Consider the following 13,548-nt stretch of genomic DNA (forward strand, 5'->3'; position numbering starts at 1 on the left):
GCAGAGTCTCTGATTCCCTCATCGCTGGCACGGCTGGTCTTCGTAGGCTTCGTAGGAACTGGCGTTTGCAAGGAGGAAGATCTTGCAGGGCTGCTCTTCATGGCCGCCTACGGGCGCGTCCATGAAGAGCGTTCGTGATCTGCATGCGAAGGGTTTGGCATTGGAGATGAACAGAAGATCTCTCGAGCTACGATTTCGTTATACCCAGAGATGAGCTACGCATCATCGTCACATGCTCCAACTCTAGCCAAGCAGATCTTCCAAACTGGCACCACGCCACCCCGCCGCATGCCCGGACTGATCGCTATTCGCGCGTGTGCAGGGCACGCGCGAATAGCAGCCCTGCAAGATCTTCCTCTTTGCCAACAGGGCAGCAGAAAAACGCCAAGCAAGACAACCGTGCCAGCGATGTGATGAGCTTGAATTACTGCGAGTCGAGCCGAGGCAATCGGGCCGTGAGGGCGCCTCAAAGCCGAGTGGAGCGGATACCGTAGGTAGGCCCGAACGGGCCGGACGAGGTGAGCGAACACGGTGTCCGGCGCCCGCGCGCCGGACCGGCTTTGTGAAGCCCTCACGGCCCGATTGCCTCGGCTCGACGTCCATAAGCACACAGACCTAGGCCACACCCAAGCCTCTGACGAAACCCACAATAATCTCGCAACGACTAGCCCTAAGGCCGCTTACCAAACTCCTCCGAATCCGCACGCCACCGCAAAGCCTGCTCACTCAACGAGAATCCCAACCCCAGCCGATCCGACACATACATGCGGCCATCTTTCAGCTGCATCTGCTCATTGAACATCGGCCCCAGCCATTCGAAATGCTCCAGCCACGGCTCAATCGGATACGCTGCAGCCAAATGCAGATGGATTTCCATCGCAAAATGCGGCGCGAGCTTGCGCCCCTTGAACGCACCCAGGGCCATGATTTCCAGGAACGGAGTAATCCCCCCCACACGCGGCGCATCGGGTTGAATGAAGTCGCTGCCCTCTGCCATGATCAATTGAGCATGCTCGCCAGCGCTGGTCAACATCTCTCCCGTCGCAATTGCCGTATCAAAACGATCCGCAAGTAACGCGTGCCCCTCAAAGTCGTACGCATCCAGAGGCTCTTCGATCCAGGTCAAATCGAATTGCTCCAACGCACGGCATGCCCGCGTCGCCTTTTGGCGATCCCATTGCTGATTGGCATCCACCATCAGCGGGAAATCATCACCCAACAGTTTGCGGACCTCGCGCACGCGATGAATGTCGATGGACAAATCAGGCTGACCGACTTTCAGCTTGATCCCGCCGATGCCGCTCTCGCGGGAAATCTGCACATTTTTCAACACCTGATCCAACGGCGTGTGCAGATAGCCGCCCGACGTGTTGTAGCACTGCACCGAGTCACGATGAGCGCCCAGCAACTTCGCCAAAGGCAGTCCCGCGCGTTTGGCCTTGAGATCCCACAACGCGATATCGAACGGCGCAATCGCCTGCGTCGTCAAACCGCTGCGTCCCATAGAAGCGCCAGCCCAGAGCAGCTTGGTAAACAGGCGCGATATATCGCTGGGGTCCTCTCCGAGCAAATTCGGCGCGATCTCCTTGGCATGCGCGTACATCCCAGGGCCACCCGCACGTTTCGAATAACCGAACCCGATGCCTTCGTGCCCATCACGCGTGCGAATCTCGGCAAAGATAAAGGCAATTTCCGTCAAAGGCTTTTGACGGCCAGTCAGGACCTTTGCGTCACTGACAGGAGTATCCAATGGCAGATAGATCAACGACACCTTGATCCAGTCAATGCGATCACCACTTTCGGCAGCAGTGCGCGCATTAGCATCCGCCTTGGCATAAGAAACAATATTCGATTCAACGGCTTTCATGATGGGTGTTCCAATATCGGAATTAACGAGCGTCCGCTCAATTCAATTTGATGCCTGCTTTCTGTACCACCTGCCCCCAACGGGCAATCTCACTGTCGACAAAGCGAGTGAAATCCTCGGATTTCGAGGTGACCACGACAAACCCGGCCACCTCCAGTTTTTGACGTACCGCCGGATCCGCGAATCCCTTGATCATGGCGGTTTCCAGTTTCTTCACGATAGCAGGCGGCGTCCCTTTAGGGGCAGACAGACCCGTCCATGACACCGCACTGAAGCCGGGATACCCGGATTCAGCAACCGTCGGCACATCGGGATAGAGCGGGTTACGCTGCTCGCTGGTCACCGCCAGCGCGCGCAGCTTGCCTGCCTGGACATGAGGCAGCACCACATCCTGATTGGTGAACATCCCGTTGATCTGATTCGCCAGCACATCATTCAACGCGGGCGCGCCGCCTTTATACGGAATCCCTACCATGTCCAGACCGGCAACCTGTTTCAGATACTCGGTCGTCACATGCCCCGATGAGGCATTGACCTGGCCAAAATTGAATTTGCCGGGATTCGCCTTGACCCATGCGACAAACTCGCCAAACGTCTTGGCCGGAAACGACGGGTTGACCACCAGCACATTGGGGCCGGCCGCCAACTGAGAGATATGAACAAAGTCCGTTGCAGAGTCGTAAGGAGGCTTGGGGCTGAAGCCATGAATAATGGCATTGCTGCCGATGCCGGATAGCAGCAAGGTATAGCCATCAGGCTTGGCGCGCGCCGCCTGATCAGTGCCTATGGCCCCACCCGCACCGCCCTTGTTCTCTACCACGAATGGCTTTCCCAGCTGCCGTCCCAACACATCTGCCATCAAGCGCCCCATCAAATCGCTCGTACCGCCTGCAGGAAACGGCACAATGATCGTCACTGGACGAGACGGATAATCGTCATTCTGCCCAAACGCCGTGGCAGGAATGCTCGCCGCACTGGCTAGCAGACTGAGCGTAATCAACAGAGTTCTGCGATTCATCGTGGTCTCCTTTTTCGGCTGATCGCCGTAGTTTTATGTAGAATTTGAAAGCGCTTTCATTTTGACGGCTGGTGGAAATTTCGCAATCCCGATTTCCGCGCCCTGCCCTCGACAGTCCCATAATTTGGAAATTTCACCAACCATGCCGCGCCAACCCTCAGCCAAAGCCCGGATGAGCGACGTTGCCCATGCTGCTGGCGTCTCGCTGGTAACCGTATCCAGAGCCATCAACACGCCGGACCTCGTGGCCCCCGATACTTTGGCAGCAGTCAAGGCGGCGGTCGATAAATTGGGGTATGTCCCTAATCTGACGGCCGGCAGCCTCGCGTCCAATCGTTCTCGTATCGTCGCGGCTATCGTGCCGACCATCTCTAACCTGGTCTTCTCCGAGACCGTCGAAGCGCTGGCACAAAGACTGACGCAAGACGGTTATCAACTTTTGCTGGGTCAAAGCGGCTACTGCCTGGATAGAGAAGCCGCCTTGATCGACGCCTTTCTGGGGCGTCGCGTCGATGGCCTCGTCCTCACAGGCACAAACCAACCCGCCTCACTACGCACCAAGCTACGCCACGCCGGTATCCCCGTCGTACAGACCTGGGACTTGCCTGGCGATAATGGAAACAAAGCGATCGACATGCTCGTCGGTTTTTCAAACAGAGCCGCAGGGGCTGCAGCAGCAGGCCATTTGCTGCAACGAGGACACCGTACGCTCGCCTTTATCGGTGCTGACGAGCCCCGGGCTCGTGAACGCCTGGCCGGGTTCACAGCGGCGGCACGCCGTGAGGTCGCGGCCGAATTGATTGTTCCCCCCGTGCAGGTGGACGCTGCCGCCGACAGCCTGCATCGGCTGATGGCACGCCGTCCCGACATCACCGCGGTCTTCTGCAACAACGATCTGCTCGCAGCCGGTGTGCTGTTTGCCTGTCAGCAACGCGGCTTGGCTGTGCCTGGGAGTCTGGCCGTCATGGGTTTTGGCGATCTGCCTATTGCACGAGCAGCCCATCCCGCCCTGAGCACACTGCGTATTGACCGGGCCGCAATAGGGGCGCAAGCCGGCCGCCTACTGTTGGAACGCATGGCTCAAGGAGGCCGCAAGAGCAGCAAACCCTGCGACATCGGCTTCGAAGTCATTCAGCGAGCCAGCACATGACTGGCTAGCGCGTGCCGCGAATGCTGCCAACGTCATGATTTCACGCGCGGTCAGTTCGCCGATGCCTTGACCACACAGAACAATCAGAAAATATCTGGCTCGCCCACGGCCGGCCCCGCCTGCGTCAACAGGAAATCCATGTCGCACCCCTGATCCGCCTGCAAAATGTGATCCAGCAACATGCGGCCATAACCTCGCGCATAGCGTGGAGGCGGTGATATCCATTCAGCCCGGCGGCGCATCAAGGTGTTCTCATCGACATCCAGGTGAATACTGCGCGCGGCCACATCCACTGAAATCAGATCGCCGGTGCGCACCAGCCCCAGCGGCCCGCCCACATAGGCTTCTGGCGCCACGTGCAATACACAAGCCCCATAGCTCGTACCGCTCATCCGTGCGTCACTGATACGCAGCATATCTTTAACGCCTTCGCGTACAAGCTTCAGTGGCAAAGGAATCATGCCCCACTCGGGCATCCCGGGCCCGCCTTTGGGGCCGGCATTGCGCAACACGATGACGTGATCGGCAGTAATGTCTGCTTGTGGGTCATCCAGCATCTGCTTGAGGCTGGGATAGTCGTCAAATACCACGGCAGGCCCGCAGTGCTTCAGAAACCGCTCGCTCATCGCACTAGGCTTGATCACGCAACCATCAGGCGCGAGATTGCCGCGCAACACCGCCAACGCACCCTCCGCATAGATCGGGCGATCCCAGGGACGAATCACCTCGTCGTTATAGATCTGGGCCTCACGGATATTTTCCCCCAGGGACTGGCCAGTCACCGTCAACGCTTCCAACCTCAAATGCCGCGACAAGCGTGTCATCAACGCTGGCAGTCCCCCGGCATAATGAAAATCTTCCATCAAGTAACGACTATCCCCGTTCGGCCGGATATTGGCCAGAACGGGCACCTCGCGGCTGATTCGATCGAAATCATCCAACCCGACGTCGGCATGTCCAGCACGGCGCGCCATGGCAATCAAGTGGATGATGGCATTGGTGGAACAGCCCATCGCCATGGCCACCACAATGGCATTCAAGAAAGCATCCCGGCTCAGGATGCGCCCCGGATGCAAGTCCTCGCCTACCATCTCCACAATACGGCGGCCGCAGCGCGCGGCCATACGCCGATGACCCGCATCAACAGCCGGCATGCTGCTGGACCCGTTCAACGCCATGCCCAGTGCCTCTGCGATGGCGGTCATTGTGCTGGCGGTCCCCATCGTCATGCATGTCCCAGGGCTGCGTGCAATCCCACCCACGATGCCTTCCCACGTCGATTCGGATATCCGCCCGGCACGCCGCTCATCCCAGAACATGAACGCATCGGAGCCCGAACCCAGTGTCTGGCCGCGCGAATGGCCTCGCAGCATTGGACCGGCAGGCAAGAAAATCGCGGGGACTTGCGCGCTGATCGCCCCCAGTAACATGGCTGGCGTCGTTTTGTCGCAGCCTCCCATCAACACCACGCCATCCACCGGATGGCATCGGATCATTTCCTCGACCTCCATCGCCATCAGGTTGCGATACAACAATGCCGAGGGTTTGACGATCGCATCGTTCAGCGACATCGTCGGCATTTCCAGAGGGAAACCGCCCGCTTGCAAAATGCCGCGCTTGACGTCCTCGACGCGATCGCGAAAATGTTGATGACAGGGATTGAATTCCGACCAGCTGTTCAATATCGCAATGATCGGTTTGCCGGCCCAATCCTGCTCTTCATAGCCCATTTGCATAAATCTGCTGCGATGATTGAAACTGCGAAAATCCTCTCGCGCCAACCAGCGCTGGCTGCGCCAATTCAAGGGCTTTTCCATGTATGCCTCTGTTTGCTATCGCACCGACCACACGCCTGCGGCCTGCAAGAGTCCTCGTGTGTACCCCAAGGCGAAAGCCATAAAGCGCTCACGCCCCTCGTCAATGTCCGACACAGGCACATGATCCGGACAGAGCGGCCCGGCATAGCCGCCGCGTTGATACGCTTTGATGGCCTGCAGCATATCCACGTCTCCTTCGTCCGGAAACACCTCTTGAAAATCGAGGTAGCCGCCGCGGATATTGCGGAAATGCACCATGAAAATCCGCCCCGTCGCCGCGAACTCCTCAATGACCGCATTCATATGCTTCGCAGGCTCTTTAAACATTTCCGCCACGGTCCCCTGGCAAAAATTGAGCCCATGATTAGGGCTGGACGACAGCGACAGAAAACGGCGCAACCCATCCGCCGATCCCACTACGTGCTCGATACCATTCAAGCCTCCTATTGGATAGGCCGGATCATGCGGATGGCAAGCGAGCCGTACGCCCGCGGCATCTGCGGCGGGCACCAAACCTTCGACGAGAAACTCGATCGCGTCCCACCCTGCCTGCGCACTGACGGGCGGCACCTCGCGCGCCATTTTCTGGCCGCATAACATGGCGGAAGCCGAACCGCCCTCCTCTTGATTACTGGGATAGCCTACCCCCCAATAAGAGTGTTTGCTGTCATCTTCTGGCGAATACTCCGTCAGCACAAAGCCGGAATTGCGCGCCCCGCCTCGTCCGGGCTTCAAGCCGGTGCGTGTGATTCCCACCATCTGGACGTTATATTTCAGGCAGGTAATGCCCGCATCCGCAGCCTTCTGAACATTCTGTGCCAGCACATCGCGCTGCCGGCGAGCGCTATCCAGGTCTACCAACGAGTCCAGCAAGATACTGCCGACATCGAGCGCAAAGACATCCAACTTCAGACCAAAGGCTTCGATCCATTCACGATAGCGACGCAACCTCCCCGCATCCCAAGCATTCACCCCTCCTGCAGCGGAGACCAGTTCGGTGCCGCGATTGTCGAGCACCACATTCTGCACACCCAACTGAGTGGATAAGCGCAGACGGCGCTCATCAGGGTTTAACAACTGTTCGCTGATGTACATGGAGATTTCACACGGAATTAGCACGCGTCCATTTTGTAGAGAGACGTCGCACAGCTCAAGGCCATCGTGCCAACACTGTGCTGGCCGTCCCACAGTGTGAGACAAACGCCAAGTGTGTGGCGTTCAAGCCGTCGCCATCTCGAAAAGATCGACCGCTTTTGCGAATGGATTCCCGATACCTCGATCCGCGCACGTATTCTGGTCACTAATCCCGCCCAGTTATATGGTTTTGATCGTTGACAATTAAGCAGTGACCGGGCTTGGCAGCAGCCCTGGTCTCTGCGCAATGGATACTCACGTTAATACGCCGCGTCCACTACACTTGGCATATTGACGATCCCCGGCTCGACGGCTACTTTCATGTAGCTGTCAATCCAATAGTTCCTTGCCCTCACGATCCACTATGCCATCCCCAAAGCCTGCCCTGATCATCTTCAATCCCGTCTCGGAAGCTCATCGCGAACAGATTGCCGAACACTTCGAGGTCCTGTACGCCCCGACACCGGAGCTGGCTGCTGAAACCATCGCGGCAGCGGCAGATCGCATCGAAGTCGCACTGAGCATAGGCTCAATCGGGATCACCGCCGCACAAATCGACGCCTTGCCCAAACTGAAGCTGGCGCACGCCTTGGGCGTAGGCTACGAAAAAATCGACGTGGCTCATGCCAAAAAGCGCGGTATCGCCACCTCGAACGGCGCTGGCACCAATGACACCTGTGTAGCCGACCACACCATGGCCCTGATACTGGCCATGATCCGCAACGTGCCTCAATTGGATCAACTCACCCGCAAGGGTTTCTGGCGTACGGAAATCCCATGGCCGCTTCATGTATCGGGCAAAAAACTGGGCATTCTGGGGCTGGGTGCTATCGGCGAAAAAATCGCCAAGCGGGCCCAAGCCTTCGACATGGCAATCGGATACCACAATCGCCGCCAGCGCGTAGATGGCGCACACACGTATTTCCCATCGCTTAAGGCGCTGGCCGAATGGGCGGATATTCTCGTCGTCGCCACGCCCGGCGGGCCCGACACTCAGCATCTCGTTAACGCGGATATCCTCAACCAACTCGGCAGCGAGGGTTATCTAGTCAACATTGCCCGCGGCAGCGTGGTCGATACTGCTGCGCTGGAACATGCGCTGCGCCATGGCCTCATCAAGGGCGCGGCCTTGGACGTCTACGAAGACGAACCCCATGTTCCGCCCTCGCTATTCGACCTGACCAATTTGGTGTTGACGCCCCACGTCGCCGGCTGGTCGCCCGAAGCCATCCAGCTCACGGTCGATAAGTTCCTGGAAAATGCGCACCGCCTGTATGCTGGAGAGCCATTGCTGACCCCCATCTAACATCACGCCGGTAGGCATCAATAAGCAACGGCTCCTCGATAATGAGTGATATAGGGCGGCAGATCCGGATACTTTCGCAGAACTGTTTTGCGTAACGACGGGGTAATCGGCCGCCCTGATAAAACTTATCATCGTCTCCTGAGACAACCCAATAATCGGCCCCCAGCGCCGATGCGTCTCGCCCACCCAGCTCTTGTGCCGCCAGGCACAGTCGATGAGTCACGGCGGAACCGAGGAGAGAGACAATGTTCAAGCCTATGCGCCGCAGCCTGATCACGGCCGGCACACTGATGATGTTTACCCGCCCGTTGCGTGCGGCGCCAAAGCCAGTAACGCTGATCGTTCCCTATGCGGCCGGCGGCCCCAATGATAATTTCGCACGATTGCTGGCCGAGAGCATGGGCGGCCAGCTGGGACGCTCATTCATCGTTGAAAACAGGCCTGGTGCTAACGGCATCATAGGCGCGACTTTCGCCGCGCGTGCCCCCGCGGACGGCAGCACACTGTTTATGGGCGGGTCGGGACCCATCTCGTTGAATATTCTGCTACGCCCGCAGTTGGCGTATGGATTCGACAGCTTTGAATCCGTCGCCATGCTGTTTGATGGCCCTCTGACCATCACAGTCTCTTCGAAGATCGGCGTCAATTCTCTCAAGGACCTGGTCGCCTATGCCCAAAGCACCAACCGTCCATTGACCTACGGTTCTCTGGGTCCCGGCAGTGTGACAGACTTGTATGGCCTGATACTGTCCAAAACGCTGGGGATACCCCTGACATCGGTGGCCTATAAAAGCACGCCTACCAGCCTGCTTGACCTCATCGCTGGACGCAATGACCTTTCTTATATGACGCCTATCGCGCTGGTCGATCATCAAAAATCGGGAGCGATAAAGATCCTGGCGCTGACCACCAATCAGCGCGATCCCGCTTTGCCCGAGGTGCCCTGCGTCACGGAGTTGGGCTATCCTAAATTGCAGGCCAGTTATTGGACCGCCCTGCACGCGCCTAAAGGCACGCCAGCCAATATCATCCAGGAGTATTCAGCAGCCGCCATCAAGGCGGTCCAGTCCGACAGTTTTCGGCAGATGCTCGCGAGCAACGGGCAAACAGAAAAGGCCGGCGGTCCTGAAAAGCTGGACGCGCAACTCCAAGCAGACCGTGCTTATTGGGGCGAAGTCATTACCGAGAATCACATCGTACTGGATTAATAGCGATGCAAGAGGGATGGCGCCCGAGCGTCGTCCCATCCGTCAAAAAGAAGCCCGCCAGATATTGAACTGGCGGGCTTTCCCCTACTCGGCAATTATTCTTTTACTGTAAGTACGCGGGCGCGATACGATGTGTGGCCGCATTGAAATTGATGACCGGCTGCGCCTGACGGCACGATGTCTTGCGAATCTTGCCGACGATGAAATCGTGCGTGCCCAGCACCTCGGTGCACACAATCTCACACTCGATGCTGGCCACGGCATCGGTGAGCACCATCCCCCCTTGCTCACCCGCGACCCAGCTGCCTTGCGAGAATCGCGGCATCCCTTGCGGCTGCCTCAGAAAGGTCTCGATGACATCACCGTGGTCTTCGCCCAGGATGTTCGCCACAAAGCGTCCGCTATTGAGCAGGCTGCTCCGGGCCGACGAGGTCTGCTGCAAAAAGAATCCCACCATGGGAGGCTCAGCGGAGATCGACGTCAAGCTTGAAACGATCAATCCGGCCGGCGCGTCGCCATCACCGGTCGTCACCGCACTGATGCCCGCCGGCAAGGCCCGCATGGCGGCCTTGAAATCGTCCAATGACACGACCTCGTCGCGCTCGTTCAGCACCATATGCGCACGGATGTCGCCACGGTCGTCTACCCAGCCGTGAGTCGATGCGTACTGCACCATGGCGGAAAATCCAGCCTCCCACTCGGGATCGCCAGCGTGCTGCGACAGGAATCGCAATACGGACGGCGACAGACGTATGTGTTGATCGTCCTCTCGACGCCCTACCCGCGCAATCGCCTGCTCCAAACGTTCTTGCGGCTGTGGATCTACGAGCACATCCAGGCGTTTGAAATCGGCCGGATCGCGCAAGCTGATGGATCCTGCGTTACTCAGGTATATCCGCATGGTTCGCCTCCTCAGGCTGCCGTCGCCGGCTGCTCAATCTCTTTACGAATTGCCGGGATGATCTTGTCGCCCCAGAGCTCGATCTGTTTGAGCATGGTTTTCTGATCAAAATCGCCCAGCTGTGTTTGCAGCGCAATATGCTTGGGCCGCAAGATGCTGATTTCTTCCAGCATCTTGTCGATGACCTCATTGACCGATCCGACCGGCAGGTTTTGGCGGAGTTGTTCAAAGGTCGGGTCGGTCTCGGACGGAACCTCTTTCACCATATAGCCATCGTCGCTCTGCGCACGGCGATACTTCAAGCTTTCCGAGATGCGTCGTTGGAAGCGGGCGCAATCCAGATAGGCATCGATCTCGGCCTTACTGTCCGAAGCGTAGCCGCAACGCAAGAAACCGAATTTCACGTCACGATCCAGGTCCTTGCCATTGGCTTGAGCGACGCCTTCCAGGCGTGCGCGCAATTCCGCAATCCCTTCATTGCCCTTGAGCAACGCGGTTACGAACAGATTATGTCCTTCGCGCACGCCTCGCCCCAAAGTGACAGGATTGCCCGAGGTGATCCACAACGGGGGCATCGGATCCTGCAGGCAACGTACCGCGATGGAGCTGGGCGGAATCTTCAGATGCTCACCCTCGTGCTCGAAGATCTTTTGAGTCAGGCCCTTGGGAATCAGATCCAGGAACTCGTTGAAAATCGCGCCCGATTCAGCGATCTTTACGCCGAAACGCTCGAACTCGAACTCTTGGTAGCCTGAGCCGACTCCCAGATCCAGCCGGCCGTTTGACACCGTGTCTACAAAACCCACCTCGGCCAGGAAACGCGCCGGGTGATACAACGGTAAAATGCACACCGCCGTTCCCAAGCGAATACGCTGCGTCTTGGCCGCCGCGTGGGCAATGGTCATCAAGGGCGAAGGCGACAAAGAGTAGTTATTGAAATGGTGCTCCGCGTACCAAGCATTATTGAACCCAGCCTGCTCGGCCACCACGGTCTGTTCGATAGAGTTGTTAATGACCTGCTTGGACGACTGGTGGTAACCTCGCTGCTGCGCCAGGATGAATACGCCGAATTCCATAATGCCTCCTCAAAAATCGCATGATGCTTTGAGGAAATTCTAGATGCCGGGCATCCCTTACTGGAATACAAGAAAAGCGGCGTTCTGTGATGCATAAAATGGAGGAATGATGGACAGATTACGCGCAATGGAGCTTTTTTTATCCATTTCAAAAACAGAGAGCTTCTCAGAAACCGCGCGTCAGTTTGGGGTTTCGGCCACCTCCGTTTCCCGCATGATCACGGACTTTGAAAGTGAACTGAACGTCAAACTGTTGCTGCGCTCTACGCGGCAGGTCGTACTGACCGAGGCCGGCCAGGAATACGCGCGCGAACTGGAAGGGATTCTCTGGAACATAGACCAGGCCCATCGGAACATTACCGAGATCCGCGCCGCCCCCAAGGGCACGCTGCGCGTGCACTCCAGAATGATGTTCGGCCTGGGCGTGCTGCCGCCCTTGGTCGCGGCATTCCGGCAGAAGTATCCCGATATTCATATCGAGCTGGTGCTCTCCGAAGCCAAAACGGACCTCAGACGCAACAATTTCGATATCGATTTTCGGATCTCGCCCCCGGTAGAGGCGAGCCTAAAACGGCGCATTTTGTTCAAAAGCGAGCGTTATCTCGTGGCGTCCCCGGCCTATCTGGCCAAGCGCGCGCGGCCCGAACGGCCCGCAGACATCGCCCAGCATGACTGTCTGGCCTATCTCTTGCCTGGTGATCAATATCGCTGGCGGTTCAAGCAGGCTGACGCCATTGAAGAGGTCCTCATCACCCCCCGGCACGTCACAAATAACGGCGTAGCTCTGTTGGAATTGGCCCGTCTTGGCGAGGGCGTCGCCTTGCTCGACGATTACACCGTGCACCATGATATTGCCCGCGGCACACTGATCCGCCTGTGCCCGGAATACCGCGTCACGAACACGACCTTCGAAGAAGGTATGTACGCGACCATACTGGACACGGCCATGATCCCGGCCAAAATACGGCTATTCCTGGACTTCGTGGCCTCTCATGTCTCTGGAGACGAGCTCCGCTTTACCGCCTACGGTAAATCCACGGCGACAGATAGCGACTAGACCCCAATAGAACAACGCGGCCGCGGCGCGCCGCGGTAACCGCTGCCCTCTATGCGCAGCAAGGCGCCATCGAGCCTCCCTTCTGCCTTCAAACGGCCGCTGTCGCTGATTGTGGTGACAAATACATCTGCCAAGTCGGGCCCTCCAAAACACAGCGAAGCAGGATGCTTGACTGGCAGATCAATGCGATCGGTCAGCACGCCTGCCGCATCAAATCGTGCAATAGCTCCTATGTGAACCAACGCGGTCCATAATCCGCCGCTGCTGTCGAAACAACAGCCGTCTGGAGCCGTTCCCAAGCTTTCAGTATCGACAAAAACACGACGGTCGCTCAGAACGGCGTCATGCCCGATCGTGTAGCGGTAGATCTTTCGTTGACTGCTATCTGCCACGAAGAACAATGGCAGTTCTGGATGAACTACCGGCCCATTGACCACACCGAATCCTCGGGCGAGTCGCGTCAACTGTCCCTGCCGGCTCACATGAAACAACCCACCCAAGGGCTCCTCGCCTGGCTGCCGGAATATATGCATGGTGCCAGCAACAAAGCTGCCGTCGGGCAGCGGCGCCCCATCATTCAGCCGCAAATTGGGATGACTATCTCCGATATGACCGAGTATCCGCAAACTCCGGTCAGCCAATCCATACAGGCCGAACTCTGATTTCAGTGCCACCACCAGCTCGTCCGTCGCATTCAGCGCAAAGGACCCTATTGGTGCGGGCAGCTCGTAAGTCTCCGATACCCCCGTCTGCACGTCAATGCTGTGGATCTCCCCTTTGCGGCAATCCGCCATCCACAGTCGGCCATTTTCCGCGTCCCAGACCGGGCACTCCCCAAGAGCAGCCCGTAATTGTCCTATGCGCGTGATTTTCATCTGCTTTTCCGGCTCCATTTCGGATGGTTTCAAGGGGGATCAGAGCCCATATCGTATCGGTTGCCATTGCACGGGAATATGCCGCTTTTGCGCAGAACACAACCAACTTTTCCGATGTAAATCTGTACAAATCGCGTCC

11 protein-coding genes are annotated in these 13,548 nt (G+C 57.7%); 4 read left to right on the forward strand and 7 right to left on the reverse strand.

Translation table 11 applies throughout. From position 1 onward, the window contains the following. Positions 1-670: 670 nt before the first annotated feature. Both CAL20_RS19505 and CAL20_RS19510 read right to left on the reverse strand, forming a co-directional pair. Positions 671-1,867: an L-talarate/galactarate dehydratase gene (locus tag CAL20_RS19505; RefSeq protein WP_094838702.1), complete on the reverse strand. Its 1,197-nt coding sequence runs from the start codon at positions 1,865-1,867 to the stop codon at positions 671-673. A 37-nt stretch (positions 1,868-1,904) separates the two neighbouring features. Continuing rightward, on the reverse strand, positions 1,905-2,885 hold the full coding sequence (locus CAL20_RS19510) for a Bug family tripartite tricarboxylate transporter substrate binding protein (RefSeq protein ID WP_094838703.1): 981 nt from the start codon (positions 2,883-2,885) through the stop codon (positions 1,905-1,907). Between the two features lie 142 nt (positions 2,886-3,027). Between CAL20_RS19510 and CAL20_RS19515 the strand changes: the two genes are divergently transcribed. Further along, the gene (locus CAL20_RS19515; protein WP_094838704.1) at positions 3,028-4,035 is read left to right on the forward strand and encodes a LacI family DNA-binding transcriptional regulator; all 1,008 of its coding nucleotides are present in this window, start codon (positions 3,028-3,030) and stop codon (positions 4,033-4,035) included. 83 nt (positions 4,036-4,118) lie between these two features. On the opposite strand, the gene araD is transcribed toward CAL20_RS19515, so the two are convergent. Further along, positions 4,119-5,852, reverse strand: coding sequence for an L-arabinonate dehydratase (araD, locus tag CAL20_RS19520; RefSeq protein ID WP_094838705.1), 1,734 nt, complete (start codon positions 5,850-5,852; stop codon positions 4,119-4,121). Positions 5,853-5,867: 15 nt separating this feature from the next. Beyond that, complete coding sequence (locus tag CAL20_RS19525) at positions 5,868-6,947, reverse strand: mannonate dehydratase (protein ID WP_094838706.1); 1,080 nt, start codon at positions 6,945-6,947, stop codon at positions 5,868-5,870. A 403-nt stretch (positions 6,948-7,350) separates the two neighbouring features. On the opposite strand from CAL20_RS19525, the gene CAL20_RS19530 reads away from it, so the two are divergent. Together CAL20_RS19530 and CAL20_RS19535 are read left to right on the forward strand one after the other, a co-directional pair. Further along, positions 7,351-8,292: a 2-hydroxyacid dehydrogenase gene (locus CAL20_RS19530; RefSeq protein ID WP_094838707.1), complete on the forward strand. Its 942-nt coding sequence runs from the start codon at positions 7,351-7,353 to the stop codon at positions 8,290-8,292. 245 nt (positions 8,293-8,537) lie between these two features. Continuing rightward, positions 8,538-9,500, forward strand: coding sequence for a tripartite tricarboxylate transporter substrate binding protein (locus CAL20_RS19535; RefSeq protein WP_094822742.1), 963 nt, complete (start codon positions 8,538-8,540; stop codon positions 9,498-9,500). A gap of 103 nt (positions 9,501-9,603) precedes the next feature. Here the strand turns inward: CAL20_RS19535 and CAL20_RS19540 are convergent, their stop codons facing one another. Both CAL20_RS19540 and CAL20_RS19545 read right to left on the reverse strand, forming a co-directional pair. Beyond that, positions 9,604-10,401 carry a flavin reductase family protein gene (locus CAL20_RS19540; protein WP_094822743.1) on the reverse strand — a complete coding sequence of 266 codons (798 nt, stop codon included), beginning with the start codon at positions 10,399-10,401 and terminating at the stop codon, positions 9,604-9,606. 11 nt (positions 10,402-10,412) lie between these two features. Then, positions 10,413-11,477 (reverse strand): LLM class flavin-dependent oxidoreductase, encoded by a 1,065-nt coding sequence (locus CAL20_RS19545; protein WP_094838708.1) that lies wholly within the window; start codon positions 11,475-11,477, stop codon positions 10,413-10,415. A 109-nt stretch (positions 11,478-11,586) separates the two neighbouring features. On the opposite strand from CAL20_RS19545, the gene CAL20_RS19550 reads away from it, so the two are divergent. After that, entirely contained in the window at positions 11,587-12,534 is a 948-nt protein-coding gene (locus CAL20_RS19550; RefSeq protein WP_094838709.1) for a LysR family transcriptional regulator, read from the forward strand. On the opposite strand, the gene CAL20_RS19555 is transcribed toward CAL20_RS19550, so the two are convergent. Further along, positions 12,531-13,409, reverse strand: a complete 879-nt coding sequence (locus CAL20_RS19555; protein WP_094822872.1) for an SMP-30/gluconolactonase/LRE family protein — start codon at positions 13,407-13,409, stop codon at positions 12,531-12,533. The two genes, CAL20_RS19550 and CAL20_RS19555, sit on opposite strands and share 4 nt — an antisense overlap. Positions 13,410-13,548 lie beyond the last annotated feature (139 nt).

The sequence above is a fragment of the Bordetella genomosp. 4 genome, assembly GCF_002261185.1.
In the GTDB taxonomy this organism is placed as follows: Bacteria; Pseudomonadota; Gammaproteobacteria; order Burkholderiales; family Burkholderiaceae_B; genus Bordetella_A.